Below are 25,947 nucleotides of genomic sequence, written 5' to 3'. Positions count from 1 at the left end.
TTATTAAATATCCTATTGCTCGGGGACGAGGATTTCGCGTTTGCCGACGTGATTTGCCGCCGAAACAACGCCTTCGTCCTCCATCTGCTCAACCAGCCGCGCGGCTTTGTTGTAGCCGATGGCAAGTTTCCGCTGGATATACGAGGTCGAGCATTTGCGATCCTTGATCACAATCGCCACCGCCTGATCGTACAGAGCGTCTTCGCCGTTGGTGTTGCCACCGGTGTTCAAGCCCAGAACGGCGTCGATATTGTCGGCTTTTTCCTCGGCCGGACCATCGACCACGCCACTCATGTAATCCGGCGGGCCGAATTGTTTCAGGTGGTTAACGATTTCCTCGACCTCTTCGTCCGAGACAAACGGCCCATGGCAGCGGGTGATCTTGGCACCACCCGCCATATACAGCATGTCGCCCTGCCCCAGCAGTTGCTCGGCACCCATCTCGCCCAGAATGGTGCGGCTGTCGACTTTCGAGGTCACCTGGAACGAAATCCGGGTGGGGAAGTTCGCCTTGATCGTGCCGGTAATCACATCAACCGACGGGCGCTGCGTGGCCATGATCAGGTGAATGCCCGAGGCCCGTGCCATCTGCGCCAGGCGCTGGATGCAGGCTTCGATCTCTTTACCCGCAACCATCATCAGGTCGGCCATCTCGTCGACGATGACAACGATATAGGGCATCGCTTCGGGGGCGAATTCTTCGGTCTCGAACATCGGCTCGCCGGTTTCGTCGTCGAACCCGGTCTGCACCGTGCGGCTGAACATCTCGCCCTTGACCAGAGCGTCCTTCACACGGCCATTGTAACCGGCGATGTTGCGGACGCCCATTTTGGACATCTTGCGATAGCGGTCCTCCATCTCGCCCACGACCCATTTCAGGGCCACAACCGCCTTTTTCGGGTCGGTCACAACGGGCGACAGCAGGTGCGGGATGCCGTCATAGACCGACAGTTCCAGCATCTTGGGGTCGATCATGATCAGGCGGCATTCATCCGGCGTCAGCTTATACAGCAGCGACAGGATCATCGTGTTGATCGCCACCGACTTACCCGAACCCGTGGTCCCCGCGATCAGCAGGTGAGGCATTTTCGCAAGGTTCGCCACAACGGATTCGCCGCCGATATCCTTACCCAGTGCCAGCGGCAGCGCGTGATTGCCATCGCCGAAATCACGGCTGGCGAGAATCTCGCGCAGCACCACCATCTCGCGGTTTTCATTGGGCAGTTCGATGCCGATCACCGAGCGCCCCGGCAAGGTAGAAACCCGCGCCGACAGCGCCGACATGGATCGTGCGATATCGTCCGCCAGACCGATCACCCGGCTGGCTTTCAGACCCGGGGCCGGTTCCAATTCATACATGGTGACAACGGGGCCGGGACGAACGCTGACGATCTCACCTTTGACGCCATAGTCATCCAGCACGTTTTCCAGCATCCGCGCGTTTTCTTCCAGCGCCTCATCGCTGAGGTGGTGGCGTTGAATGCTGGCCGGGTTCGACAACAGGCCCAGCGGCGGCAGTTCGAAATCGGAATGCCGTTCTTCGAAAGACAGGGCCGGCTGCGCCTCGGCCTGCGCGCGGCGGGACGGTTGCGGCGCGCGGCGCACCGGCTGTGCGACCACCGGCTTGCGCGGCTCGGCCACCGGGATTTTCATCGCCGGGCGCGATTGCGGCGCGGGTTCGGGGGAGTCCTCGAACACGGCGTCATCGTCAAAATCCGGCTCGGGCGCGAAGTCCTGATGCAGAGGCTCCTGCCACTCGGGCGCGGGGTCAGCCGTCAGCATCGGTTCCGGTGGCAACTCGGGCGCGGTCATAGGCGGTTCAGGCGGCAGGCCACCTGTTGGCCCTGCGTTCAGGATCAACGGGTCCGGCCCGCGACCACGGCCTTTGGTCAGCGGCAGGTTCGGATCAGGCTCGGGCGTCATCTCACCGGTTGCCACCTTGCGGTTGCGCACAGCCGCCGAGATTTTCGAGCGGATGCGATCCTCACCCGGCATTTCATCGAAGCCTTCGACCGGCATGGGCTCAACCAGTTCGGGTTCGGGCATCGGATCAGGGCGGCGGATCAGGGCGGGCATGCGGGCCAGCAGGCCGGTTTTTGGGGCAGGTTCCGGCGCTTCCTCTTCCAGGTCTTCAAAGACGGGATCCCCAAAGGCAATCTCATCATTCAAAACCGGCTCAACCCGCGCGGCGCGGTGTTCTTTCCACTGCGCCCGGCGATCCCGCGCGGCCTGCGCAGTGGCCGAGGCCCCACGGCCCAGCAGGTTCATCAACAGATCGTAGGCCATCACCAGACCCAGCAGGAAAGCACGCGTTCCTCGGCGCACGTCAACCTTGGTGAAGCCCAGCACAAAGACACCCAGCGCGATCATCCCAACGGCCATGGCCAGCGACATCAGCTTGACAAGGAAATGCGAGAAAATCGGCAAAAGGGTCAGCAACGCCCCCATTACGGTGTCGCCAAACAGCCCGCCCAACCCATAGCTGTGGGTCGCGCGCCATTCGGCACCGGGCACCAGAGTCGCGGCGTAGACCGAGACAATTGCGATCCAGATCGGGGCAAAGATCAAACGGGCAACGGCACGATCTTCACCGAAATGACCGGCAAATCGCACACCCCAACCGATCAGCACCAGCGCGATGCCCCAGCTTCCCCAGCCAACGATCATGAACAATGGCGCGGCAATCGAAGCCCCAATCCGCCCCATCCAGTTCTGCACCGGCGCGTCGGTCGAGACCATCCAGTTCGGATCATCCGGTGTATAGGACCAGATCATCGCCGCCGCGGCAAAGCCCAGCAGGATCAGGGCGATCCCGATCAGTTCCTTGCTGCGCCGCTCGATCGCGGCCTGAGTCGTGCTGTCCAGTAGCGGATCGCGGTTGCGCGCGTTCAATGATGCCATTTTGCCCTCGTACCTCACGAATAGATGCAGTCGCGGAGCGTGATCAGCCCGCGCTGCAACTCTGTTTTTGGGGCCACCATAGCGGCCCGGATAAAGTGCTCGCCCGGGTTTTGCCTCGGATCGCCTTGAGAAAGATATGCGCCCGGCAAGACACGTACTCCGGTCTCCTGCCACAGCTTCAATGCGGTCTCCTCGCCGTTTTCAACGGGCAGCCACAGGAAAAAACCGGCCTCGGGCAGCATATAGCCCTGCACACCGGCAAAGACCTCATCCGCAATGGCGTATTTTTCCTGATAGAGCGCGCGGTTATCGGCCACATGCGCCTCATCAGCCCAAACCTTGGCTGCAGCGGCCTGCAATGGCAGCGGCAAGGGCGAGCCCGCGTAGTTGCGCAACTGTTTGACGCGTTTGATCGTTTCGGGCCCGCCCGCGATCAGACCGGACCGCAGACCCGCCAGATTGGACCGCTTCGACAGTGAGTTGAACAGCGTGATCCGTTCGGGATCTGCCCCCATCTCTTGCGCGACGGTCAGAACGCCCGTGGGGGCCTCATCCCTATAAATCTCGGAATAGCATTCATCGGCGAAGATGCGGAAATCGTATTTCTCGGCCAGGGCGATCAACTCGGCCCAATAATCGCGGGACGCCACGGCCCCCTGCGGGTTGGCGGGCGAGCAGATATAGGCAATGGCGGTGCGGTTCAGCACGTCTTCGGGCAGGCCCGCATAGTCGGGCAAATGTCCGGTGGCCGCTGTGGCAGGGACAAAAACAGGCTCGGCTGCGACCGAGATCGAGGCGACCATATAGACCTGGTAAAACGGGTTCGGGCACAGAACGAGCGGCTTTTGGCCGTTCTTCTGTTCCGGGCACAGGGCCATTGCGGCATTATACAGCCCCTCTCGGGTGCCGTTCAGCGCCATGACGTTGGTGTCGGGGTCCATGCTCACGCCATAACGGCGCTTGATCCAGTCGGTGATTGCCCCACGCAACTCGGGCGAGCCTTCATTCGGTGGATAACCCTGAAATCCAGCCGCATTTTCGGTGATCACATCCGTCACCCATGCGGGAAAGTCATGCATAGGTGCGCCAATGGTCATGTGAATCACCTCGCCGCCCGGCTGGTGATGGTCCAACAGGGTGCGCAGACGCGGGAATGCATATTCCGGTAGGTTCGAAAACCGCTCGGGGAAAATCATAACTACTGCCTCAATATCGGGGTCATTTCGCCCCGTCTTTTTTGGCAGATTACAGATCAGACCCCGCCCCGTCCAGACAAAGAGGTGCCGAATCAGGGGATTGTGGCATTCACGCCAATGCGGTTTCCGCCGCTGAGCCCAGCCGCAACAGGGCCTCTTCGGACCCCGGATAGCCCAACATCATCAGCCCGCAACCGGGTGTCTGGGTCGGTAAAGTCAAAGCCGCCAGCCCCATCAGATTGCCAATGCGGGTGTTGCGCAGGGCCAGCAGATTCTCGGTCACGTAATAGTCGTGATCGCTCAACAGCCGGTCCAGATTGGGCGGCAGGATCGGTGCGGTCGGGGCCAGAACGGCATCAAATCCGGCAGTAGCTGCGTCCCATGCGGCACGGCAGGCTTTGAGCCTGGACCAGGCCGCAACATAGTCGGGGCCTGAAAAAGCCTGACCCATGCGGAACCGTTCCAAAATCTCGGGGTACATTGCCTCGGGGTTGGCCTCGATAACGTCCTTCCACAAGCCATAAGCCTCGGTTGTATAAAGCACTCCGGTCAGGCCCATCGCGTCATTCAGCTCGGGCACGTCCAGCGGGACGATCTCGGCCCCTGCATCGGCCAGACGGGCCAGCGCATCCTCATAGGCCGCGCGCGGGGCGTCGCGCAGATCGTCCTTCGCGACATTCTGCAGATCCGCAAAGCGACGACCCGCCAAAGACGCGCCGCGCAGATCGGCGGGGGTACCGCCTTCCAGCAAGGCCAGAACATGCGCCGCATCCTCGACCGACCGGGCCAAGGGGCCGACCGTATCGAACCGCAGACATAGCGGAACAGTGCCTTCAAGGCTGACCCGGCCCGCGGTGGTTTTCAGACCCACCAGATTGTTCCACGCCGACGGGATACGCACCGACCCGCCGGTATCCGACCCAATCCCACAGGCGGCCAAACCCCAGGCAACACTGGCCCCGGCGCCCGAGGATGAGCCGCCCGGCACAGCATCTTCATCATCGATACAAGGTGGGGTACCGGTGATCGGGTTCAGGCCAAGACCGGAGAAGGCCAGTTCGCTCATATGGGTTTTGCCCAGACAGACCGCGCCCATGGATGTGGCATTGCGCACGACCACGGCGTCCGCATCCGGAACACGGCCTTTCAACAGGGCCGATCCAGCCTCGGTGCCAATACCAGCCGTATCGAACAGATCCTTCCAGCTGATCGGAACGCCATCCAGCAGGGACCGGCGCAAGCCCAAGGCGGCGCGGTCTTTTGCGGCCTTCGCCTCGGCCCGCGCGCGGTCATGGGTGACACGGGCATAGATGCGGTCGCGATGGGGGTGGGCGTCAATGGCGGTCAGATAGGTTTCGGTCAGGTCTACCGGGTCGATCTGCCCCATGCCGATGCCCCGACCCAGTTCACAGGCCGTCATGGTTAGCCATTCCTGCATCTCACCCCTCCTTCTTTTCCGCCTGAACCGGACGGTAGCGACAGGACCGCACATGGACAATCCCGAAAGGGCGCGCATATTGCAGGGCATGACACGGGCATCGGATATCCTGATCGTTGGCGGCGGCCTGAACGGCCCCGCTCTGGCACTGGCCTTGGCGCAAACCGGTCACACGGTCAGCGTGATTGATTCTCTGGCCGAGACGGTCCGCACAGACGCAGACTTTGACGGGCGATCTTATGCGCTGGCGCTGGCTTCGAAACGGTTGCTGGACGCGATTGGTGTGTGGGAGCGGGTCGCCGACCACGCCCAGCCGATGCTCGAAATCAAGGTGACCGACGGCCATGCCGGTTCCGGCCCGTCGCCCTTTTTCATGCATTTCGACCATGCCGAGATCGAAGAAGGCCCGATGGGCTATATGGTCGAGGATCGCCACCTGCGCCGCGCCTTTCTTGAGGCGATGGCAGAGGAAAAGCGCATCACCCAGATCAGCGGCAAGACCGTTGTGGCGCAGGAAACGGGTACATCCGGCGTCACCCTGACATTGGATGACGGCAGCACGGTTGCAGGGCAACTGGTCGTCGGGTGCGACGGTCGGCGCAGCGGTACGGCGGCGCGGGCGGGCATCATGCGCAGCGGGTGGGATTATGGTCAAACCGCCCTTGTCTGCGCCATCGAGCACGACCTGCCCCATCACGGCGTCGCGCATCAGTTCTTCATGCCCCCCGGGCCACTGGCGATTCTGCCACTGACCGGCAATCGCAGTTCCATCGTCTGGAGCGAACGCACCGACACCGCCTATCGCATCAACGCGCTGCCCGAGGCCGAGTACCTACAGGTTCTGCGGCCCAGATTCGGAGATTTTCTGGGTGACATCCGCCTGCAAGGCGACCGCTTCACCTATCCGCTGAACCTGACCATCGCCAATTCCTTTATCTCGGATCACTTGGCCTTGGTTGGGGATGCGGCGCATGGGATGCACCCGATTGCCGGGCAAGGCCTGAACGCCGGTCTGCGCGACGTGGGCGCTCTGGCCGAAGTGCTGACACTGGCCGGACGGCGGGGTGAAGAGATCGGCTCGACCCTTGTGTTACAGCGGTATCAGGAGTGGCGGCGCTTTGACACAGCTTCGCTTGCGATGGCGACGGATGTGTTCAACAAGCTGTTTTCGAACGATAATCCGCTGCTGCGGATCGGTCGCGATATCGGCATGGGGATCGTCGGATCCTTGCCCGGATTGCGGCGCGGATTCGTGCGTGAAGCGGCAGGTCTGACTGGCGATCTGCCGAAACTGCTGCAAGGCCGCCCGATTTAGTCCAGCGGACGCGCCTCATCCACCAGCATCACCGGGATGCCATTGCGGATCGGAAAGGCCAGCCCTGCGGTTTTGGACACCAGTTCCTGCTTTTCCGCGTCATAGTGCAATGTTGTATGCGTCTGCGGGCAAATCAGCGCCTCAAGCATATGGCGGTCGAACGCGTTTGCTGGATCACTCATTGCAGTGTTTCCTCATTTGATCCGCCACGCAGGGCGAATTCGATCAATGTCACAAGGGTTTCGCGCCGTGTGCGCAGGCACGGAGCTTCTAGCAGGGCTTGTTTGTCTTCCGGGTCGAAATCCATCAGCATCGACAGGGAATTCACCAAAAGCTCATCATCGGCATCCTTCAGCGAACCCCAGTCGGTGGACAATTGGCGGGATACGAAGAACCGTTCCAAAAGGGTCAGAAACCGTGTCCGATTGAACCCATCATCGTTCTCGGACTTGCCCAGATCGCGATCAAACCCATCCCATGACACCTCGCACCGGCGATACGGGGTGAAGGCGTCCAGTTCGGATTTGATGCGGAACCGGGAAATGCCAGTCAGTGTGATCAGGTACCGGCCATCTTCGGTTTCGGAAAACTGGGTGATGCGCCCGGCGCATCCGATGCGGTGCAGCTTGGTGTCATCGTTGGCCGAGGGGTTCGGCTGGACCATCGCAATCAGCCGTTCCTTGGTCTTCAGCGCGTCATCCACCATTTGCAGGTAGCGCGGCTCAAAAATATGCAGCGGCAGGGGAGAACGGGGCAGCAGCAGCGCCCCGGGCAATGGGAAAACGGATACCGTTTCCGGCAGGTCGGCGGGATGCATCATGTACCCGAGTGTAGCTCTGATCAGGAATTAGGCAAATATCATCGAGCTGAGCTTGCGCCGCCCGTTCAGAACAATCGGATCATTGGGCTTGAGCGCGTCGAAAATCGTGAACAACTGAGCCTTGGCCGCACCGTCATTCCATTCGCGATCCCGGCGGAACAATTCCAGCAATTGCGCCACGGCGTCTTCCACATCGCCGTTGGCGTGCAGCGCCTGCGCCAGATCGAAACGCGCCTGATGGTTGTCGGGCTCGGCCTCGACCGCAGCGGTCAGTTCAGCCACCGGGCCCGCATCTGCCGCCTGTTTCGCCAATTCCAATTGTGCATGCGCCGCTTCCAGTTCGGGCGCGTTGGAAATCTCGGCCGGGGCACCGTTCAGGATCGCCTCGGCCTGTTCCAGATCGTCGGATGCGATATGCGCGCGCACCAGCCCGCCATAGGCCGCTGCATGGTTGGGGTCTTCGCCCAGAATGGCGGCAAAGGTCTGCGCCGCATCTACGGCGGCCCCTTCGGCCAGCATTTCTTCGGCGGCCTGAACGGCCTCCTCCAACTGGCCACCGGGGCTTTCGCCGCCTGCAGCTTCGATCACGCGGTCCACAAAGGCCTTGATCTCGGACCCCGGCAGCGCGCCCTGAAACCCGTCAACCGGCTGACCCTTGAAGAAGGCGTAAACGGTTGGGATCGACTGGATCCGCAACTGAGACGCAATCATCTGCGCCTCGTCCACGTTGATCTTGACCATCTTCACCGCACCTTTGGCGGCGGTTACGGCCTCTTCCAGCAATGGCCCCAACGTTTTGCACGGGCCGCACCACGGCGCCCAGAAATCCACGATCACCGGGATGTCCTGCGACGCCTCGACCACATCGGCCATGAACGTGGCCTCAGAGCCGTTCTTGATCAGATCGGTGGCGGGGGTGCTGTCTGACGGGTTCAGAAGGTCCATGGCAAATACTCTTTCGTTCGAACTTGCGCCCTATATGCAACCGCTTGGCGCAGAAACCAAGGGCTGAGTTTGCCGGTTACAGATCGAAACTTGCAAAGACGGGCGCGTGATCGCTGGGCTTTTCCCATCCGCGCGCCGCGCGCAGGATACGGCTGGAATGGCCCGCGTTCGAGATATCCGGCGTCGCCCAGACGTGATCCAGCCGCCGCCCCTTGTCTGCCGCGTCCCAATCCCGGGCACGATACGACCACCAGCTATACAACTGGCCTTCAGGGATATCCTGCCGGGTGATATCGACCCAACCGCCCGCATCTTGCGTTTCCGCCAGTTGGTCAACCTCGATCGGAGTATGTGAGACCACCTTGAGCAGTTGCTTATGCGACCAGACATCATCTTCGCGCGGGGCGATGTTCAGATCGCCCACCAGAATGGACTTCTCGGGCTTCTCCGCATGGAACCAGTCGCGCATATCAGTAAGGTAATCGAGCTTCTGCCCGAACTTCTCATTCACCTCACGATCCGGCACATCCCCGCCTGCCGGGACGTAAAAATTGTGGATCGTCACGCCATTTTCCAACCGCCCTGCAATGTGACGGGCATGGCCGAGACCGGCGAAATCCTTGTCGCCCACCTCTTCCATCGGCAGGCGCGACAGAATGGCGACGCCGTTATAGCCCTTTTGGCCACGGGCAACCATGTGGGTATACCCCAGTTCTCCAAACCCTTCGGTCGGGATCTTTTCGACCGGAGACTTGCATTCCTGCAAACACAGCACATCCGGAGCCTCTTCCTGCAACAATTTCAGCACGATAGGCTCGCGCAGGCGGACCGAGTTGATGTTCCAGGTGGCAAGGGTGAAGGGCATGGGTCGGGATTCCTCTGTCGCGATTGGGCGGAGGTTAGCGCGACATAGAACCAGGTGCCATGAGAAAAGGCCGCGGAACAACTTCGTTACCTGAATCGCAGTTAAGCGGACAAAGCACCATTTCGCTGCGACTGCGCCAAGGCCCGCTTTACAGGTTTCGCCTTTGTCAAAAACGGTCGTTTCTCAGCGTCAACGTTATCTCAGCCTATAATTCACTACACAACAGGCGCGGATAACTAGGTCGGCAGTGTGGGCAAGGAAGGTGTTGCTCATAGGTTTGAAGTTTTGGCAAGCATGACCGCTTTGGTATTGAGAATTTCTTGAAAGACAGCAAATATCTGACTAGCAGAGTTAAGATCTGATAGGTGCCAGCGCAATGTGGTTGCAAAGACTGTTGTTGGTCGTAACATTCCCGGCCCTAGCGTCTGTGCTCTTTGTTGCTTCCCCCGCGCAAGCGAACCAGCTTAACAACTGGTCGATTTCTTGCGGAGTCGACCAAGGAGCGATCACTAAGAAAGGTAAGGACTGGCGCTTTACCACCAGTTCAAACAGGTGCCCAGGAGGATCTTGGCAGCAACGTGCTGAAATCTCTACAAAACATGTGAAACCAAATGTGAAAGGGGCTTATCTGTTTACTTCAAGGGTATCGATGACAAGCAGCCGCCCAAAGCGCTTCGATATCTTCCAACTGCACGATGGGCGGCGTTCGTGCGCTCCGCCACTCAAGGTAACGGTTCTATCGAATGGCAGAATGGAGCTTTGGAGCGACACTGAGTTCACGAACGGCGGTTGCATATATGGAAAGCTGACTCGGCAACCATCTGCGGGCAGGCTTAGGTTTGAAGGGACAGAACAAGAACTGAAAGTCCTCATAAACTTCGATGGTAACGGCGGTTTCGATGTTACCGTTTGGTTGGATGGACGGGTCGAAATGAAGGGCCGATATGACCAGCCCCTTCAAGCTAACGCTTTCAGATCAACCAAGTTCTATTTTAAGCACGGAGCGTACTCACCAAAAACCTTTGACTACGTGCTGTTTTCTCGCGGGATGAGTGTGAAAAAAGTAAGGCTCAGCAACTGAGTACTACGCGTACACCACTCTCTGCGGAAAACCGAAGCAGCGCTGATGACAGGGCACTATCTGCACTGCCTCGCGGGGTGAAGAACTGAGTAGATGCGAAATTTACCGCGCTGCGGGCGCTCGCAGCTCGAAAGGGCAAGGTACAGTTTGGGCTCAAAGCGGACATTTATAAATCAACTCCCCAAAAAAAAGCCGGGCCATCAGGCCCGGCAGTCCAACAGGGAGGTGCATGTCATAACCCGGACATGCGCGGGTTGGGAGTAACCTAATTATGAGGCCAGAGTATCACTTTGATCCAAATCAATCCACCTCGGATCACGATACAAGGCGATATCCACCCGATTCTGTGACCAAAAGGCGTGCATTCGATGGATCAGGCTCGATCTTCTGGCGCAGACGGTAGATGTGCGTTTCCAGCGTATGGGTGGTGACGCCAGCGTTGTAACCCCAGACCTCGTGCAGCAGCACATCCCGCGCCACGACGCCATCGGTCGAGCGGTAGAGGAACTTGAGAATGTTGGTCTCTTTCTCGGTCAGACGGATTTTCCGGTCTTCCTCGGTGATCAGCATCTTCATGGCCGGCTTGAAGGTGTACGGGCCAAGAACGAATACGGCGTCCTCGGATTGTTCATGCTGGCGCAGTTGCGCACGGATGCGGGCCAGAAGAACCGGGAATTTGAAGGGCTTAGACACATAGTCATTGGCACCGGCATCCAGACCCAGGATCGTGTCGGCGTCGCTGTCATGACCGGTCAGCATCAGGATCGGGCTTTTGACGCCCTGCTTGCGCATCAGGCGGCACAGCTCGCGCCCGTCGGTATCAGGCAGTCCCACATCCAGAATGACCAGATCATAGATCGCTTCGCGGGCCCGCTCCATGGCTGACGAACCATCAGAGGCTTCGAACACGTCAAAATCCTCGGTCATCACCAGTTGCTCGCTAAGCGCTTCGCGCAGGTCTTCGTCGTCATCCACCAGCAGGATTTTCTTGAGCTGAGCCATTTCGCGGTCCTCCTAAGCCTTTTCCATCACTTGCGCGTAGAAGATGCAATCGACAAGCTTTGCTGCACCTGTCTCACGCCATCGTGTCAGACGCGGCGGAAATGTTTCACATTTCTTTTGGAAACCGTTAGAAGTCCGCCGAACGCGATTGGGCATTATCAATGAGTCTAAACCCCGACATCACCGAGCTGCTGGCCCGCGCCCGGGCTGACCTGCGCATGGGCGTGCCTGTGGCCCTGACCGACGACAGCGGCGTCAGTGTGCTGGCGCTTGCGGCCGAGACGCTCAGCCCCCAACGTCTGGCGGATTTGCGCGGGCTTGGCGGGACACCTGTGGTCGCGATCACCGGACGGCGGGCCGAGACGCTGAAAGCACGCGCCTATGACGGGGATCTGGCGCGGGTTGTGATCCCGGCAGATGTTGAGATTGACTGGGTGCAGGCGGTTGCCGATCCTTCGGATGATCTGAACGCGCCGATGAAGGGCCCCCTGATGACCGAGCGGCAGGGGAAAGCCAACCTGCATCGCATTGCCATCGCGCTGACCAAGTCGGCACGCCTGCTGCCGGCAGTTGTTGTGATGCCAGTTGAGGACGGCCAGGCCTTTGCTGCCCAGCACGGCCTCACCTGCATCGATCACACGCGTGCGGCCCCTCATCTGGCCGATCGCAGCGCCCTGCACCCGGTTGTTGCCGCGCGTCTGCCGATGGAGGTGTCCGAGGCAGGACGTCTGCACGTGTTCCGCCCCGAAGACGGTGGTGAGGAGCACTATGCCGTAGAAATCGGCCGTCCGGATCGCGACAAACCGGTTTTGGCGCGCCTGCACTCGGCCTGTTTTACCGGCGACCTGATGGGCAGTCTGAAATGCGACTGCGGTCCGCAGTTGCGGGGCGCGTTGGCGCAAATGGGGGCTGAGGGTGCAGGCGTATTGCTGTACCTGAATCAAGAGGGGCGCGGGATTGGCCTGGCCAATAAGATGCGCGCTTATTTCCTTCAGGATCAGGGGTTTGACACTGTTGAGGCCAATCATCGGCTGGGCTTTGAAGACGATGAGCGTGATTTCCGGCTGGGCTCGGACATTCTGAAATCGCTAGGCTTTAGCTCGGTGCGTCTGTTGACCAACAACCCGGCCAAGATTTCGATGATGGAGAAAACCGGCATCGCAGTGACCGAGCGCGTGCCGTTGAAAGTGGGCGAGACAGCGCATAACCGCGGCTACTTGGCCACCAAGGCTGCGAAATCCGGGCATTTACTGTGACACCGGGCGATCTGGTCTGGACCCCACGCGGCGTCCGGTTTCTGGGCCGCGTCTTTCCCTGTTCGATTGGGAAAGGGGGTCTGAGCGCCGCGAAACGCGAAGGCGACGGGGCCACCCCAACCGGAACGCACCGCATCGTAGGGATGCTGTATCGCCCGGATCGAATAGTTGCACCCTGTTCCTGGGCGCGGCCCATCGGCCCGACGGATTTGTGGTCCGACGATATGTCCGATGACCAGTATAACAGTTTGGTTTCAGCGCCTTACGCCTTCAGCCATGAAAAGATGCGCCGGGCGGATCCGTTATATGATCTGGTCCTGATAACCGACTGGAACTGGCCGAATGCGGTGCCGGGGGCTGGGTCGGCCATCTTTATCCATCAATGGCGCAGGCCCGGCTTTCCGACAGAAGGCTGCGTAGCCTTCCGTCGCGATCACCTGCACTGGATCGCCCGGCGGATCGCACCGGGCACGCGGCTGATTATTCCTCAGGTCTGACCCGCTCGCCGAAAATGGCCGAGCCGACCCGCACATGGGTCGCGCCAAGGGCGATGGCTTGCTCGAAATCACCGCTCATTCCCATGGACAGGCCGTTCAACCCGTTGCGTTCAGCGATTTTGGCCAGCAGGGCAAAATGCAACGCGGGCTCTTCTTCGACCGGTGGGATGCACATCAGCCCCCGTACCGGCAGGTCCAGAGCTTTGCATTCTGCGATGAATCCATCCGCGTCGGTCGGGAGAATCCCGGCCTTTTGCTCCTCTTCCCCCGTATTGACCTGAACGAACAGGTCCGGGCAGGCTCCGATCTCCTGCGCCAGCCGCGCCAGGGTTTTGGCAAGTTTCGGGCGGTCGAGGGAATGGATCGCGTCGCACAGTTCCATCGCCTGCCGTGCCTTGTTGGTTTGCAACGGTCCGATCAGGTGCAGGTCTATCCCGTCGAACTGCTCTTTGAACGCGGGCCACTTGCCTGCCGCCTCTTGCACCCGGTTCTCACCGAAACAGCGGTGGCCCTGTTCCAGTACGGCCTGAACCCGTTCATTCGGCTGGACCTTCGATACGGCGATCAGTTTGACCGACCCGGGGTCCCGGCCTGCTTTGGATTCGGCCGTTGTGATGCGGGCGGTGATGTCTTGCAGGGACATGGCGTTCCTCAAATCTGTCTTTGGCGCGACAGAACACCATGTTCAGGCAAAAGAAAAGGGCGGGTCCGAAGACCCGCCCCAAGAACCAGTCGGTTCAGATCAACTTAGAAGTTGAACTGTGCACCGAAGTCAGCACGCAGCTGGCTGTCGCCGTCGCCACGCTTCTGGTTGCCGATACCACCGCGCAGCGATGCACCGCCACCCAGGTCATAGATGGCACCAATGCCGTACTGCTGCAGGTCGTCGTCAGCCGAACCGTCACCGTAGGCGAAGGTCAGGGTGGTTGCTGCGTTCACGTTGTAAGCAGCCGACAGACCATATGCGGTACCGTTGCGGCTGTCATCTGCAACGTCATCGTCCGCGACGAACAGAGTGCCCGAGAAGTCACCGAATTCTGCACCCAGGGTCAGAACGGCCAGGCTTTGCTTGTCAATCGCACCAATGTCGCTGGTCTCACCATAGGCCACAGCGGCAGTGATGTTGTTGAAGGTGTAGGTGGCGCTGAGGTCCCAACGGTCTGCGTCAGTAGTCGCGGAACCAGTGGTCGCGGTGTCCGCAAAGGTACGCTGGTCATACGACGCGCCAAACGCGAAGTCGCCAACTGCGTACTGGAAGAACACAGCGTTTGCGCCCGAACCTGTCGACGAATAGGCCAGGAAGTCATAATCAACGCCCGAGTACTGGCCGATGAAGTTTTCCAGACCAGGCTCGTTACCGTAGTAGTTTGCCAGGTTGTCGAACGAGCCAGCAACGTTGCCCGCGTCAACACGCAGACCGCCGAAGATGACCGAGAAGCGCGCGCCGTTCAGGCTGGCCGCGTTTGCTTCGCCGTTACCTGCGTCTTCGTCGGCCTGTACACGAACACGGCCTTCAAAGCGGACGCCACCGTCGGTTTCAACGATGCCGTCGATGTTCAGACGGAAACGCGAGACCAGGATGGTTTCGTCGGTTTCAACACCAGTCGCGGATGCACCACCAGTGGTGCTAACGGTGCCTGTGCGATCTTCCAGATAGCCCAGACCGAAACGGCCATAACCGCTGAATTTCACTTCAGCTGCTGCAACGCCTGCGGTCGCGATCAGCGCCGTCGTTGCGAAGAGAACTTTTTTCATCTTGTTTCCCTCGGTTTCAAAAGTTTTATCTACTCGACACATACCAAGGCATATGTCTCAGCACGGACACCGTTTCGCTCTTTTTGCCCCCATTGCGCAAGCTTGGCATAAAAGGGGGCGGTTCATTGGGATCAGATTGGTGCAAGGATGCCACAGTCGGTTTTGGGACCTGTCAGGCGGCAATCACACCGACAATTCATAAAGAATAGGCTTGTTGCACACATGGACCTTAGTTAGGAGTATCCCCCGACGATGTATAGCAAGTGAAAACAGGATCTGCTGACAATGCGCCTGCCGACGATTTTGGGTCTGATTGCAATTACCGCCGCCGTTTCCGCCTGCGGCCCGAATCGAGGCGCCGCGCCAAATCCGGTTTACAACAATACGGACAGTACCCGTTCGGCTGAACGAGAGCTGAACGACTCCAACCGCTCGACCATCTGGGATGTGTTCGACCGCAGCGGTGCTGAGCAAACAGCGAATGTGAACCGTTACCTATGGGCCGCATCGCTGGACGTTCTCAGCTTCCTGCCTGTTCAAGAGGTGGATCCGTTTACCGGCGTAATTGTAACGGGTTACGGCACTCCTCCGGGCGGAGGACGCTCGTACAGGGCAACCGTGCATATCAGCGACCCGGCGCTTGCGGCGCGGTCCTTGTCGGTTGCGTTGCAGTCCAGCGGCGGTGCACCCGTCAGCGCGGCAACCTCGCGCGCGGTTGAGGATGCGATCCTGTCCCGCGCACGTCAGTTGCGCGTTGCAGACAGTAAGTTCTAGCAACCCGTCGAAATTCGCACTAAGACCACGCCGGGTTCTGACCCGGCGTTTTCATTCACGAAGGACCGCATGATGTCGCGCTACTCGGCCACCGAAATCGAAGCAAAATGGCAAGAGGCCTGGGACAAGGCCGGGATCTTCACCGCCAACCACAAGGCGGACAAGCCGAAATACTATGTGCTTGAGATGTTCCCCTACCCGTCAGGCCGAATCCACATGGGGCATGTGCGCAACTACACGATGGGCGACGTGATCGCGCGGCATAAGCTGGCGACCGGGCATAACGTGCTGCACCCGATGGGCTGGGACGCGTTTGGAATGCCTGCCGAAAACGCCGCGATGGCCATCGGCGGCCACCCCAAGGACTGGACCTACGGCAATATCGCCGACATGCGCGGGCAGATGAAGCCGCTCGGCCTGTCGATCGACTGGTCGCGTGAATTCGCCACCTGTGACCCGGAATATTACGGCCAGCAACAGGCGCTGTTTCTGGACATGCTCGAAGCCGGGCTGGTTTATCGCAAGAACGCCGTGGTGAACTGGGATCCGGTCGACATGACCGTTCTGGCCAATGAACAGGTGGAAAACGGGCGCGGTTGGCGCTCGGGCGCTTTGGTGGAACGGCGCGAGCTGACGCAGTGGTTCTTCAAGATATCGGATTACTCCGAGGAATTGCTGGACGCACTGGATACTCTGGACAACTGGCCTGCCAAGGTCCGCCTGATGCAGGAGAACTGGATCGGCAAGTCGCGTGGCCTGCAGTTCGGCTTTGAGCGCACCGATGGAGGTGAGCCGATCACGGTTTATACGACTCGCCCCGATACGCTGCTGGGTGCGTCATTTGTTGGTATCTCGCCGGATCACCCGATTGCCAAGCAGCTTGAGGCCGAAAACCCCGAAGTTGCTGAATTCGTTGCCGAATGCCGCAAGGGCGGGACCACCGAAGAGGCCATCGAAACCGCCGAGAAGCTCGGCTATGACACCGGCATCCGCGTGCGTCACCCGCTGGACCCGAGTTGGGAACTGCCGGTCTGGATCGCCAATTTTATCCTGATGGACTACGGCACCGGCGCGATCTTTGCCTGCCCAGCACATGACCAGCGTGACCTCGATTTCTGCCGCAAATATGGCCTGCCCGTGATCGATACCTTCTTTGCGCTGGACGATGACACCCCGGTCGACAAGATCGCCTTTGTGCCGCCGAAGACTGAAAAAGTCCGCTGGGTGAACCATTTCGCGGGCCTGACCGAGGCCACGGGCGATGAGGCCATCAACACCACCGTCGATTTCGCCGAAAAGGCGGGCTGGGGTGAAGGCGTCACCAAATACCGCCTGCGCGATTGGGGCCTCAGCCGTCAGCGCTATTGGGGCTGCCCGATTCCCGTTGTGCATTGTGATGCCTGCGGCGTGGTGCCCGAGAAGAAAGAGAATCTGCCGGTCCGCCTGCCCGACGATGTCACATTCGACAAACCGGGCAACCCGCTGGACCGCCACCCGACCTGGCGTGACTGCGCCTGCCCGTCCTGTGGTGCCCCGGCCAAGCGTGAAACCGACACGATGGACACATTCGTCGATTCGTCTTGGTATTTCGCCCGCTTCACAGCGCCTCGCGCCGAGACGCCCACCGATCTGGCCGAGGCCGAATACTGGATGAATGTCGACCAGTATATCGGCGGCATCGAACATGCGATTCTGCACCTGCTCTATTCCCGCTTCTTTGCGCGGGCGATGCAGATCACCGGTCATCTGCCGAAAAAGGCCATCGAGCCGTTTAACGCGCTGTTCACGCAAGGAATGGTCACGCATGAAATCTACCAGACTCGCGACGCCAAGGGCCGACCGGTCTATCACCTGCCCGAGGATGTGACCGACGGTAAACTGGCCGACGGCACCGAGGTCGAGATCATCCCCTCGGCCAAAATGTCGAAGTCCAAAAAGAACGTAGTCGATCCGGTCAGCATCATCTCGGCCTTTGGCGCCGATACCGCGCGCTGGTTTGTGTTGTCCGATTCGCCGCCCGAGCGGGACGTTGAGTGGACCGCCGCCGGGGCCGAGGCCGCGTTCAAACATCTGACCCGCGTGCACCGCATTGCCTCGGAAATCGCAGACTCGGACAACCCGGCCAATGCCGAGGACGAGGTCCTGTTGCGCGAGATGCACAAGGCGATCCACGATGTGACCGGCGGCGTCGAATCCTTTGGCTTCAACGCCTCGATCGCCAAGCTTTATGCGTTCACCAACACATTGGCCAAATCCAAGGCGGGCACCGACGCCAAGCGTCAGGCCGCCAAGACACTGGCGCAACTGATGTCGCCGATGACCCCGCACCTGTCGGAAGAACTCTGGCAGTTGCTGGGCGGCGAAGGGCTGGTGGCAACTGCACCATGGCCGGTTGCCGATGAGGCGATGCTGGTCGATGACACCGTCACCCTGCCGATCCAGATCAACGGCAAGCGCCGCGCCGAAATCAGCGTTCCGAAGGACATGGACAAGAACGAGGTTGAAAAAATCGCGCTTGGCACCGAAGCTGTGCAAAGGGCGCTGGATGGATCGGCCCCGAAGAAAGTGATCGTTGTCCCGGGTCGGATCGTGAATGTCGTCGTTTGACCGAAGAACCTTTCTGTTGATGCCGCTGGCGCTTGCTGCTTGCGGCTTTCAACCGGTTTACGCTCCGGGCGGGGCAGGATCGGCGCTGTTTGGCAAGGTCGAACTGTCTGCGCCAAATAACGAAAACACGTTCCTTCTGGTTCAAAACCTCGAACAACAGCTTGGGCGCAGCGCGACCTCGGGTAAGGATTACAAGCTGAGCGTGCAGGTCTCTACCCAGGTTCAAAGCGCGGCCATCACCACAACCAACGAGACCAACCGCTACACGGTCAACGGACGGGCGCAGTATTCGCTGCGCTCCAACGCCTCGGGGCAGATCGTGGCCTCGGGCACCGTCACCGATTTCGTGGGCTATTCGGCGTCTGGGTCAACGGTTTCCACACTCGCCGATGAACGCGACGCGACACGGCGCCTGATGACGATTCTGTCGGATCAGATCGTCAATCGCCTTTACGCCACGCCGGGCCTGACCGCATGAAGCTGAGCCCGCGTGAGGCTGACGGCTATTTCGCCAAACCGGATGCAGACAAGACCGGCCTGCTGATCTACGGCGCGGATGCCATGCGGGTGGCGTTGAAGCGTCAACAGGTGCTGGCGGCCTTGCTGGGCGCAAATGCCGAAGAGGAAATGCGCCTGACCCGGATGCCCGGCAGCGACTTGCGCGGCGACCCCGCTTTACTGCTGGATGCGGTCAAAGCGGTCGGTTTCTTCCCCGGCCCCCGCGCCGTGTTCGTCGAAGAAGCCACGGATGCTGCCGCCCCCTCGATTTTGGCCGCGCTTGAGGATTGGGCACCCGGAGACGCGCAGATCATCGTCACCGCAGGGCAGCTGAAACCCAGTTCCAAAATCCGCAAAGCCTTCGAATCGCACCCGGCGGCCTATGCGGTTGGTATCTATGACGATCCGCCCTCACGGGCCGAGGTCGAGCGTGTGCTGGCACAGGCCGGATTGCGGAATGTGCCGCGCGACACAATGTCGGCGCTGAATGAACTGGCCGTCAGCCTCAGCCCCGGCGATTTCGCTCAGACGGTTGAAAAACTGTCGCTGTTCAAGCGCGGCGATGACAGCGAACTGAGCCTGGAGGACATCGAAGCCTGCGCCCCCCGCTCGACCGAGGCGGCGCTGGACGATGTCCTGAACGTGGTCGCCGAGGGTCGCGCCGGTGAGATCGGGCCGCTGATCCGGCGTCTGCAGGCGCAGGGTACCAACGGGGTAACACTGTGCATCGGAGCGACCCGGCATTTTCGCACACTTTATGCCTGCGCCTCGGACCCCGGCGGTGCGGCGCAGGGAATCGGCAAGCTGCGCCCGCCAGTCTACGGCAAACGCCGCGACCGCATTCTGCGGCAAGCGCAGGGGTGGGGCGCACCCAAGCTCCAGACGGCGCTGACCGTTTTGACCGATACCGACCTGTCCTTGCGCTCAGCCGGGCAGACAGCCCCGGCGATGGCGCTGGTCGAACGTGCCATGATCCGTCTGGCAATGCTCGCCCGGTCGCGCTGACCCTGCGTTTGTCTTGACCCCTGCCCGTTCCGGGCCACACTCAGGCCAGCAAATGGCAGGAGATCAGCATGTACAAGATCTATGGACGCGTCCAAAGCCGCACCTCGCGCGTCATCTGGCTGCTGGAAGAGCTCGGGCAACCGTACGAGTTGGTCAATGTCGGACCACGTGATCCACAGGTTGCCGCGTTGAACCACAGCGGCAAGATTCCGGTTCTGGTGGACGGCGATCATGTGATCTCGGACAGTTCCGCGATCATGACCTATCTGGCCGACAAACACGGGGCCTTCACCTTCCCGGCGGGCAGCCCTGAACGCGCCGTTCAGGATTCGGTGTTCCACGCGATTCTGGACGAGCTGGATGCGGTCCTGTGGGTTGCGGCACGGCACGGGTTCATCCTGCCCGAGGACAAGCGCGTCCCGCAGATTGGCGAGGCCGCCAAATGGGAGTTCGATCAGAATTTCAAGCGGTTAGAGAAACGGTTCCAGGGTCCGTTCCTGATGGGTGATCAAATGACCATCGCCGATATCCTGCTGGTACATTGCATGAGCTGGGCAAAGGGCGCGGGCTTTTCGTTGGATTCGGACGTGTTGAAAGCCTACGGCAAAGAGATGCGGAACCGGCCTGCCTATAAGAAACTGGCCGAACTCAATTAATCAGGACCGTTTTGCCTCAGCCGGTCTACTGCGGATCGACCGGCCCAGCGCCCTGTGGCCAGACACGCCGTCAACAGGTAACCACCTGTTGGCGCTTCCCAGTCCAGCATCTCTCCGGCGCAAAAAACGCCTGGCAGGGCCGTCAGCATCAAGCCATCGGTCAGGGCCGCGCGCGAAACGCCACCTGCGGTTGAGATGGCTTCGTCCATTGGCCGCGGGCCCGCATGATGAACCGGCAGCGATTTGATGAGTTGTGCCAAGGCATCGGGCGCGGACGGGATGGGCCGCCCGAACTCCATGAGCAACGCCGTTCGGGTCGGCCCCAGTTTCAGAACTTTGCGGATGTGATTGGACAGGCTGGCCTTGCCGCGCGGTTTGCTGAGGCGCTGCGCCACGTCGTCCTGCGACACATCAGGCATCAGGTCGAGCGTCAATGGCGCCCCGTCTCGCACCGCTTTGCAGATGGTGTAGATGCCGCCGCCCTCCAGCCCGCGGGCCGAGATCACCGCCTCGCCGCGTGTGTGCAAGGACCCGGCTTGCAGGGCAACACCTTTGATTGGCGCGCCGAAATGCGATGCCATTTGGTCGGACCAGTCGACCAGAAGACCGGCATTGGCGGGAGCAAACGGGGTGATCTGAACACCTTTGTCGGCAAGGGGGGTCGCCCAATTGCCGTCCGATCCCAATCGCGCCCAACTGGCCCCGCCCATCGCTAGAATTGTCGCGCTTGCCGTCAGGCTGTGTTCGCCGTCCGGGGTGTCGAATGTCAGCACATCGCCCTGCCACCCAGTCCAGCGCCAGCGCGTCCTGATCTCAACGCCCGCTTCTGACAGGCGGGCCAGCCACGCGCGCAACAGGGGTGAGGCTTTCATGACGGTTGGAAATACCCGGCCCGTCGAGCCGGTGAACAGCTCTTGCCCCAAACCGCGCGCCCAGTCCTGAACGGCCTGCGCGTCGAACTCGGCCAGCATCGGAAGCAGCCAGTCGGCGGCTTCGTCATAAGACTGGATCAAGGTCTCGAAAGGTTCATCCTTGGTCAGGTTCAGCCCCGATTTTCCCGCCATCAGAAACTTGCGCGCGACCGAGGGTTTGGCCTCGGCCACCAGAACCGAGTGACCGGCCCGGGCAAGCTGTTCCGCCGCCATCAACCCGGCGGGACCTGCCCCGATCACCACTGCCTGCGCCATTCGCACCCTCTTGCCTTCGTCGCCCACAGGCGCATCATTCCCGATCATGACGAACAGCGATCCGATCTGCCCGCTTTGCGACCGCCCGATCCCCGAAGGCGGCGGCAGCCTGCATCATCTGATCCCAAAACTCAAAGGAGGCAAGGGCGGACCCACCGTTCTGCTGCACCAGATCTGCCACAAGGAAATCCACGCCACGCTGACCGAGGCCGAATTGGCGCGCAGTTTCAACACGGTCGAGGCCCTGCGCGCGCATCCCAGGCTTGAGAAATTCCTGAACTGGGTCCGCAAACGCCCGCCCGGTTTTCGTTCGAAAGTGCCGGGAAAACGGCGCGCTCGGTGATCAGCCGGGCAGGACGGGATCACCGAAGGCATCCGAAATCGGCTGGGCCAGGCCCTCGAACTCCAACCCCTTGAAATCCGGCACCGGTGCGAATTGCGCGCCCTGAATGTGCTGAAATTCCAGCGTTGTGTAGGGGCGCTTCCACAACCATTCGCGGTTTCCGACCGCCCACGGGTCGGGATCAGGCGGGGCGTCCTGCGTGAAGGCGTAGAAATGCAGATCGAACCCGTATGGAGCGACGTCCTGCATTGACAGCAGTTTCATGCCCCGGGCGCGGCAGAACGCGTCCTCGGCGGCTATATCGCCGGTACGCAGGGTGATCTGACCGACCCGCGCCTGCGCGAACGGGTTCGCGGGATCGGCTGCATTTTCGGGCCGGTTGCCTTCGAAATCATGTTGCAGAAGTTCGATCACAAAGCCTTCGGGGTCGCTGAGATGGGCCATGTAGCCGATATCCAGAAACTGGCGCGGGACACTGACAGCATGGCCCTGTTTGCTCAACGCCTCAACCGCCGCGTCCACATCGGGCAGAGTAATCCCGATCTTCCAGTATCGTTGCCCCTGATCATGGGCGTACCCGCCGCCACCTGGCATCAGCAACAGATCCGCATCCTGCCCGTCATAGCCGACGCGGCGGTTTTGCCCTTCGGCCCGCACCGACATGCCAAGCGCGTTCCGGTAAAATCCGGCCAGGCGATCCGGATCGGCGACGCGCAATCGCAGCGCGGACAACCTCATCGGCACAGCTCGGCGATGCCAGCGGCGATGTCGGGCTTTGCAGCGACACTGTCCGCCACCAGCTCGCGCGCTGTGGGCATCAGGTCTTCGGGCGCGACGATGCGGTCCACAAGACCGAAGGCATAGGCTTCCTCTGCCGTGATCTTCTGCCCTGCCATCAGGATCAGTTTGGTCCGCGCCGGGCCAATCAGGGCCGCCATGCGTTTGGGATCGGACGGTTGCGGCAGAAAGCCCAGCTTCATCACCGGATAGAAGAACTTGGCCGAGGGCACCGCGATGCGCAGATCACAGGCCAGCACCATCCCGTTGGCCCCACCGGCCAGCGTACCGTTCAATGCGGCCACCGTCAGACAGGGCAAGGCGGCAATCGCGCCCGACAGGCGCTCCCACACGTCCGAGGTGGCCAGCCCGGCGCGCGCCTCGTCCAGATCGGCCCCGGCGCTGAACACTTTGCCGGTACCTGTCAGGATCAGCGCGCTGGCCTCGGTCGCGGCCTCGGCAATCTCGGCCAGTTCGGTCAGCATCGCACCGGTCAGGGCGTTTGCCTTGCCCGGGTTATTGATCGTGACGGTCCATAGACCGTCGTCCTTCGTCAATTCAATCACGTCAAGCCGATCCTTTGGCGGATGTCATCTTGGCGTAGGGAAATCTCGGAGCCCAAGAACTCATCCGAGTCTGACGAACACATCCACATCAGCGCCCGCGCGGGCCAGTCCGCCGGGATGTGAACATCCCAATCCAACTGGCTAACCGGGTTGATGCCGCTGGCCTTGATGACACGTTGCATATCCGTGGCCACAGTGCCCGGCGACAGGCCCATGGCGCGGATACCGTTATGCGCCTCTTCCAGATGCAGGCATTCGGTCAGCATCTTCGCACCCGCTTTCGAGGAACAATAGTGGCTCCACGCCTCAACCGGGTTCGATGCCGCACCGGACGAGACGGTCAGGACCGTACCACCCCCGGCGGCGCGCATCACCGGCAGGGCGGCGCGCATGCCGTAGAATACGCCTTTGAGGTTAATATCGATGGCCTGGCTCCAGGATGCGACATCGGCGTTGGACAGGTGAAAGATCGGCTCGATCACACCTGCATTGCCGATCAGTACGTCCAGACCGCCAAACCGGGCAACGCAATCGGCCACCGCCTGTTCGACCTGCGCGAAATCACTGACGTCGCAAGCCAGCGCAATCGCGTTATCCCCCAGCGCAGCCGCCAGCGCATCAATCTGATCACGACTGCGTGCAATCAGCGCGACATTGGCCCCGGCTGCGGCAAAAACGCGCCCCGCCTCGGCCCCGATTCCCCGGCTGGCCCCTGTTATGAGTACTGTTTTTCCCTGCATTTCCCCCTCCTCAATCCGTGGGCTGGTCCTTGTCCAAAGCCGTAGCGCGGAAACGGGGAAGGCGTCCAGCCCTTGCCCCTTGACGATACCCGCCGCAACCCCGACCATGCGCCACAAATTGATCAAGAAGGGTTACCTTATGTCTGTTTTCCTTCGCCGCAGCTGCGGCGCAGCCCTGGCTTACGCCGTTGCCACCCAAGGCGCCTGGGCCGACCTGACTGCAAATGATGTCTGGGCCGATTGGCAGAACTATTTCCAGTCGATGGGCTATACAATTACCGGCGATCAAAGCAACGCCGGGGACGTGACCACAATCGCGGACATGACCCTGTCGATGACCTTCCCCGAAGATGACGGTCAGTTCCAGATGGTCATGCCGGAAATGACACTGACCGAAAACGGCGATGGCACCGTCAGCATCGGCTTTCCCGACAGCTTCCCGATGACAATCTCGGGCACGGCCGAAGATGAGGCATTCTCGGTCGACCTGATCTATTCGCAGACCGATCTGGACATGGTTGTTTCCGGCTCGCCCGAAGACATGACCTATGACTATTCCGCATCCACCCTCAGCATCGTTCTGGGCGAGTTGCAGGCTGGCGACGAAGCCCTGCCCGATGATGCTCTGAATGTCAGCTTTGACATGACCGACCTGTCCGGAAGCTCTCGCATGTTGATCGGTGATGAGCGCACAATCGATCAGACGTTCGAAGCCGCCGAACTGTCCTACGACATCCAGTTCGAAGACCCTGAGAACGGCGATTCCGGCCTGTTTGTCGGCAAAATGGACCAGTTGACGTTTGCGGGTGAAAACATCCTGCCGCTGGAATTTGACCTCAGCGATCCTGAGGCGCTGTACGCTGCCGGTTTCGCCTTTGCGGGCGATTTCACCTATGCCTCGGGCAAGACCGATATCAGCGGCGTCAGCGAGGGTGAGCAGTTCAACATGGCCAGCTCATCCGAAGGCGGGCGCTTTGCGGCCAGCATGGATGCCGAGCGGATTGCCTATGATATCGAGCAGAACAATACCAAGCTGGCGGTGACAACGGCGGACCTGCCCTTCCCATTGGAAGCCGCGATGGAGAAAGCCGGTCTGCAACTTGAGATTCCGGTTCAACCTTCGGATGAGGTCAAGCCGTTTGGCTTCTCGATGAACCTGACCGATTTCACCATGTCGGATATCTTGTGGAGCATGTTTGACCCCGCAGGCACTCTGCCCCGCGATCCGGCGACCATCGCGCTGGACACCAGCGGCACCGCCAAAGTTCTGATGAACATCTTCGATCCCGAAGAGGCCGCCGAGTTCGAAGCAACAGGCGAGATTCCGGCCGAGCTGCACTCGCTGAAGATCAACGAGCTTCTGGTTTCGCTGGTTGGGGCAAGACTGACCGGTGACGGCGATTTCACCTTCGACAACGCAAACACCGAGGAATTCGGCATGCCCGCCCCGGCTGGTGTCGCGAACCTTCAACTGGTGGGGGCAAATGCACTGATCGACAAGCTGATCGGAATGGGCCTGATGTCCGACAGCGATGCCTTGGGCGCCCGGATGATGATGGGCATGATGGCGGTGCCGGGGGATGAGCCCGACACGCTGAATTCAACCATCGAATTCACCGAAGACGGCCAGATTCTGGCGAATGGTCAGCGTATTAAGTAAATGTGATCGGGCAAGGGCGTGACCGCGCGCCCTTGCCCTTGACCTACGGTGCAGACGTCACAA

General features: G+C 60.6%; 25 protein-coding genes. 11 read left to right on the top strand and 14 right to left on the bottom strand.

Annotated features, from left to right (window positions below):
• Window positions 1–12: 12 nt before the first annotated feature.
• From ACR0KJ_RS15895 to ACR0KJ_RS15885, 3 genes are all read right to left on the bottom strand, one after another.
• Window positions 13–2,901, bottom strand: a complete 2,889-nt coding sequence (locus tag ACR0KJ_RS15895) for a DNA translocase FtsK (RefSeq protein WP_480627127.1) — start codon at window positions 2,899–2,901, stop codon at window positions 13–15.
• Between the two features lie 14 nt (window positions 2,902–2,915).
• A complete protein-coding gene (locus ACR0KJ_RS15890) occupies window positions 2,916–4,097 on the bottom strand; it encodes an aminotransferase class I/II-fold pyridoxal phosphate-dependent enzyme (protein WP_480627126.1) in 1,182 nt (393 codons plus the stop codon).
• Between the two features lie 109 nt (window positions 4,098–4,206).
• Window positions 4,207–5,535 (bottom strand): amidase, encoded by a 1,329-nt coding sequence (locus ACR0KJ_RS15885; RefSeq protein WP_480627125.1) that lies wholly within the window; start codon window positions 5,533–5,535, stop codon window positions 4,207–4,209.
• Between the two features lie 52 nt (window positions 5,536–5,587).
• Between ACR0KJ_RS15885 and ACR0KJ_RS15880 the strand changes: the two genes are divergently transcribed.
• Entirely contained in the window at window positions 5,588–6,850 is a 1,263-nt protein-coding gene (locus tag ACR0KJ_RS15880; RefSeq protein WP_480627124.1) for an FAD-dependent monooxygenase, read from the top strand.
• Here ACR0KJ_RS15880 and ACR0KJ_RS15875 read toward each other — a convergent pair.
• From ACR0KJ_RS15875 to ACR0KJ_RS15860, 4 genes are all read right to left on the bottom strand, one after another.
• Window positions 6,847–7,032 carry a Trm112 family protein gene (locus tag ACR0KJ_RS15875; RefSeq protein ID WP_170455213.1) on the bottom strand — a complete coding sequence of 62 codons (186 nt, stop codon included), beginning with the start codon at window positions 7,030–7,032 and terminating at the stop codon, window positions 6,847–6,849. The genes ACR0KJ_RS15880 and ACR0KJ_RS15875 overlap by 4 nt on opposite strands.
• Window positions 7,029–7,670, bottom strand: coding sequence for an LON peptidase substrate-binding domain-containing protein (locus tag ACR0KJ_RS15870; RefSeq protein ID WP_170455215.1), 642 nt, complete (start codon window positions 7,668–7,670; stop codon window positions 7,029–7,031). Before ACR0KJ_RS15870 ends, ACR0KJ_RS15875 begins: the two co-directional genes overlap by 4 nt.
• Before the next feature lie 27 nt (window positions 7,671–7,697).
• Window positions 7,698–8,615 carry a thioredoxin gene (gene trxA / locus ACR0KJ_RS15865; protein WP_170455217.1) on the bottom strand — a complete coding sequence of 306 codons (918 nt, stop codon included), beginning with the start codon at window positions 8,613–8,615 and terminating at the stop codon, window positions 7,698–7,700.
• Between the two features lie 76 nt (window positions 8,616–8,691).
• On the bottom strand, window positions 8,692–9,480 hold the full coding sequence (locus ACR0KJ_RS15860) for an exodeoxyribonuclease III (RefSeq protein WP_480627123.1): 789 nt from the start codon (window positions 9,478–9,480) through the stop codon (window positions 8,692–8,694).
• A gap of 376 nt (window positions 9,481–9,856) precedes the next feature.
• On the opposite strand from ACR0KJ_RS15860, the gene ACR0KJ_RS15855 reads away from it, so the two are divergent.
• Window positions 9,857–10,561, top strand: coding sequence for a hypothetical protein (locus tag ACR0KJ_RS15855; RefSeq protein ID WP_480627122.1), 705 nt, complete (start codon window positions 9,857–9,859; stop codon window positions 10,559–10,561).
• 315 nt (window positions 10,562–10,876) lie between these two features.
• On the opposite strand, the gene ACR0KJ_RS15850 is transcribed toward ACR0KJ_RS15855, so the two are convergent.
• A complete protein-coding gene (locus tag ACR0KJ_RS15850) occupies window positions 10,877–11,563 on the bottom strand; it encodes a response regulator transcription factor (RefSeq protein ID WP_050605036.1) in 687 nt (228 codons plus the stop codon).
• A gap of 161 nt (window positions 11,564–11,724) precedes the next feature.
• Here ACR0KJ_RS15850 and ribA point away from each other — a divergent pair, with 161 nt between their 5' ends.
• Complete coding sequence (ribA, locus tag ACR0KJ_RS15845; RefSeq protein ID WP_480627121.1) at window positions 11,725–12,819, top strand: GTP cyclohydrolase II; 1,095 nt, start codon at window positions 11,725–11,727, stop codon at window positions 12,817–12,819.
• Window positions 12,816–13,316, top strand: a complete 501-nt coding sequence (locus tag ACR0KJ_RS15840; RefSeq protein ID WP_480627120.1) for a L,D-transpeptidase family protein — start codon at window positions 12,816–12,818, stop codon at window positions 13,314–13,316. The genes ribA and ACR0KJ_RS15840 overlap by 4 nt, the downstream gene beginning before the upstream one ends.
• Here the strand turns inward: ACR0KJ_RS15840 and ACR0KJ_RS15835 are convergent.
• Both ACR0KJ_RS15835 and ACR0KJ_RS15830 read right to left on the bottom strand, forming a co-directional pair.
• Window positions 13,300–13,959: a YggS family pyridoxal phosphate-dependent enzyme gene (locus ACR0KJ_RS15835; RefSeq protein WP_480627119.1), complete on the bottom strand. Its 660-nt coding sequence runs from the start codon at window positions 13,957–13,959 to the stop codon at window positions 13,300–13,302. The genes ACR0KJ_RS15840 and ACR0KJ_RS15835 overlap by 17 nt on opposite strands.
• A 104-nt stretch (window positions 13,960–14,063) precedes the next feature.
• Window positions 14,064–15,071: a porin gene (locus ACR0KJ_RS15830; RefSeq protein WP_170624604.1), complete on the bottom strand. Its 1,008-nt coding sequence runs from the start codon at window positions 15,069–15,071 to the stop codon at window positions 14,064–14,066.
• A 285-nt stretch (window positions 15,072–15,356) separates the two neighbouring features.
• Between ACR0KJ_RS15830 and ACR0KJ_RS15825 the strand changes: the two genes are divergently transcribed.
• The 5 genes from ACR0KJ_RS15825 (at window position 15,357) to ACR0KJ_RS15805 (ending at window position 20,611) form a co-directional block, all read left to right on the top strand.
• Window positions 15,357–15,845 (top strand): DUF3576 domain-containing protein, encoded by a 489-nt coding sequence (locus ACR0KJ_RS15825; RefSeq protein ID WP_170455232.1) that lies wholly within the window; start codon window positions 15,357–15,359, stop codon window positions 15,843–15,845.
• A 72-nt stretch (window positions 15,846–15,917) separates the two neighbouring features.
• Complete coding sequence (leuS, locus tag ACR0KJ_RS15820; protein WP_480627118.1) at window positions 15,918–18,452, top strand: leucine--tRNA ligase; 2,535 nt, start codon at window positions 15,918–15,920, stop codon at window positions 18,450–18,452.
• Window positions 18,439–18,930 carry an LPS assembly lipoprotein LptE gene (gene lptE, locus ACR0KJ_RS15815; RefSeq protein ID WP_480627117.1) on the top strand — a complete coding sequence of 164 codons (492 nt, stop codon included), beginning with the start codon at window positions 18,439–18,441 and terminating at the stop codon, window positions 18,928–18,930. Before leuS ends, lptE begins: the two co-directional genes overlap by 14 nt.
• A complete protein-coding gene (gene holA, locus ACR0KJ_RS15810) occupies window positions 18,927–19,955 on the top strand; it encodes a DNA polymerase III subunit delta (protein WP_480627116.1) in 1,029 nt (342 codons plus the stop codon). Before lptE ends, holA begins: the two co-directional genes overlap by 4 nt.
• Window positions 19,956–20,023: 68 nt before the next feature.
• Complete coding sequence (locus ACR0KJ_RS15805; RefSeq protein WP_480627115.1) at window positions 20,024–20,611, top strand: glutathione S-transferase family protein; 588 nt, start codon at window positions 20,024–20,026, stop codon at window positions 20,609–20,611.
• On the opposite strand, the gene ACR0KJ_RS15800 is transcribed toward ACR0KJ_RS15805, so the two are convergent.
• Window positions 20,608–21,798, bottom strand: a complete 1,191-nt coding sequence (locus ACR0KJ_RS15800; RefSeq protein ID WP_170455407.1) for a TIGR03862 family flavoprotein — start codon at window positions 21,796–21,798, stop codon at window positions 20,608–20,610. The two genes, ACR0KJ_RS15805 and ACR0KJ_RS15800, sit on opposite strands and share 4 nt — an antisense overlap.
• Window positions 21,799–21,844: 46 nt before the next feature.
• Here ACR0KJ_RS15800 and ACR0KJ_RS15795 point away from each other — a divergent pair, with 46 nt between their 5' ends.
• Window positions 21,845–22,141, top strand: coding sequence for an HNH endonuclease (locus tag ACR0KJ_RS15795; RefSeq protein ID WP_480627114.1), 297 nt, complete (start codon window positions 21,845–21,847; stop codon window positions 22,139–22,141).
• On the opposite strand, the gene ACR0KJ_RS15790 is transcribed toward ACR0KJ_RS15795, so the two are convergent.
• Genes ACR0KJ_RS15790 through ACR0KJ_RS15780 form a run of 3 tightly spaced genes read right to left on the bottom strand, consistent with a single transcriptional unit; the run spans window position 22,142 to window position 24,224 of the window.
• Window positions 22,142–22,879, bottom strand: a complete 738-nt coding sequence (locus ACR0KJ_RS15790) for a VOC family protein (protein ID WP_480627113.1) — start codon at window positions 22,877–22,879, stop codon at window positions 22,142–22,144.
• Entirely contained in the window at window positions 22,876–23,484 is a 609-nt protein-coding gene (locus tag ACR0KJ_RS15785; protein WP_170455246.1) for an enoyl-CoA hydratase/isomerase family protein, read from the bottom strand. The genes ACR0KJ_RS15790 and ACR0KJ_RS15785 overlap by 4 nt, the downstream gene beginning before the upstream one ends.
• On the bottom strand, window positions 23,481–24,224 hold the full coding sequence (locus tag ACR0KJ_RS15780; protein ID WP_480627112.1) for an SDR family oxidoreductase: 744 nt from the start codon (window positions 24,222–24,224) through the stop codon (window positions 23,481–23,483). The genes ACR0KJ_RS15785 and ACR0KJ_RS15780 overlap by 4 nt, the downstream gene beginning before the upstream one ends.
• 139 nt (window positions 24,225–24,363) lie before the next feature.
• Between ACR0KJ_RS15780 and ACR0KJ_RS15775 the strand changes: the two genes are divergently transcribed.
• Entirely contained in the window at window positions 24,364–25,884 is a 1,521-nt protein-coding gene (locus tag ACR0KJ_RS15775; protein ID WP_170624617.1) for a DUF2125 domain-containing protein, read from the top strand.
• The last annotated feature ends 63 nt before the right edge of the window (window positions 25,885–25,947 follow it).

The organism is Ruegeria sp. AD6, from assembly GCF_056542325.1.
Note: the sequence above shows the minus strand (reverse complement) of the source record. Positions and strands in the feature narration are given on the sequence as shown.

Bases quoted from the DNA above. Each gene is read 5' to 3' on its own strand.
- ACR0KJ_RS15835 (WP_480627119.1), bottom strand. From the start codon at position 13,959: ATGTCCCTGCAAGACATCACCGCCCGCATCACAACGGCCGAATCCAAA.
- ACR0KJ_RS15890 (WP_480627126.1), bottom strand. From the start codon at position 4,097: ATGATTTTCCCCGAGCGGTTTTCGAACCTACCGGAATATGCATTCCCG.
- ACR0KJ_RS15855 (WP_480627122.1), top strand. From the start codon at position 9,857: ATGTGGTTGCAAAGACTGTTGTTGGTCGTAACATTCCCGGCCCTAGCG.
- ACR0KJ_RS15830 (WP_170624604.1), bottom strand. From the start codon at position 15,071: ATGAAAAAAGTTCTCTTCGCAACGACGGCGCTGATCGCGACCGCAGGC.
- ACR0KJ_RS15860 (WP_480627123.1), bottom strand. From the start codon at position 9,480: ATGCCCTTCACCCTTGCCACCTGGAACATCAACTCGGTCCGCCTGCGC.
- ACR0KJ_RS15805 (WP_480627115.1), top strand. From the start codon at position 20,024: ATGTACAAGATCTATGGACGCGTCCAAAGCCGCACCTCGCGCGTCATC.
- ACR0KJ_RS15885 (WP_480627125.1), bottom strand. From the start codon at position 5,535: ATGCAGGAATGGCTAACCATGACGGCCTGTGAACTGGGTCGGGGCATC.
- ACR0KJ_RS15880 (WP_480627124.1), top strand. From the start codon at position 5,588: ATGGACAATCCCGAAAGGGCGCGCATATTGCAGGGCATGACACGGGCA.
- ACR0KJ_RS15870 (WP_170455215.1), bottom strand. From the start codon at position 7,670: ATGATGCATCCCGCCGACCTGCCGGAAACGGTATCCGTTTTCCCATTG.
- ACR0KJ_RS15825 (WP_170455232.1), top strand. From the start codon at position 15,357: ATGCGCCTGCCGACGATTTTGGGTCTGATTGCAATTACCGCCGCCGTT.
- ACR0KJ_RS15800 (WP_170455407.1), bottom strand. From the start codon at position 21,798: ATGGCGCAGGCAGTGGTGATCGGGGCAGGTCCCGCCGGGTTGATGGCG.
- trxA (WP_170455217.1), bottom strand. From the start codon at position 8,615: ATGGACCTTCTGAACCCGTCAGACAGCACCCCCGCCACCGATCTGATC.
- ACR0KJ_RS15790 (WP_480627113.1), bottom strand. From the start codon at position 22,879: ATGAGGTTGTCCGCGCTGCGATTGCGCGTCGCCGATCCGGATCGCCTG.
- ACR0KJ_RS15875 (WP_170455213.1), bottom strand. From the start codon at position 7,032: ATGAGTGATCCAGCAAACGCGTTCGACCGCCATATGCTTGAGGCGCTG.
- ACR0KJ_RS15775 (WP_170624617.1), top strand. From the start codon at position 24,364: ATGTCTGTTTTCCTTCGCCGCAGCTGCGGCGCAGCCCTGGCTTACGCC.
- ACR0KJ_RS15850 (WP_050605036.1), bottom strand. From the start codon at position 11,563: ATGGCTCAGCTCAAGAAAATCCTGCTGGTGGATGACGACGAAGACCTG.
- ACR0KJ_RS15895 (WP_480627127.1), bottom strand. From the start codon at position 2,901: ATGGCATCATTGAACGCGCGCAACCGCGATCCGCTACTGGACAGCACG.
- holA (WP_480627116.1), top strand. From the start codon at position 18,927: ATGAAGCTGAGCCCGCGTGAGGCTGACGGCTATTTCGCCAAACCGGAT.
- ribA (WP_480627121.1), top strand. From the start codon at position 11,725: ATGAGTCTAAACCCCGACATCACCGAGCTGCTGGCCCGCGCCCGGGCT.
- lptE (WP_480627117.1), top strand. From the start codon at position 18,439: ATGTCGTCGTTTGACCGAAGAACCTTTCTGTTGATGCCGCTGGCGCTT.
- ACR0KJ_RS15780 (WP_480627112.1), bottom strand. From the start codon at position 24,224: ATGCAGGGAAAAACAGTACTCATAACAGGGGCCAGCCGGGGAATCGGG.
- ACR0KJ_RS15795 (WP_480627114.1), top strand. From the start codon at position 21,845: ATGACGAACAGCGATCCGATCTGCCCGCTTTGCGACCGCCCGATCCCC.
- leuS (WP_480627118.1), top strand. From the start codon at position 15,918: ATGTCGCGCTACTCGGCCACCGAAATCGAAGCAAAATGGCAAGAGGCC.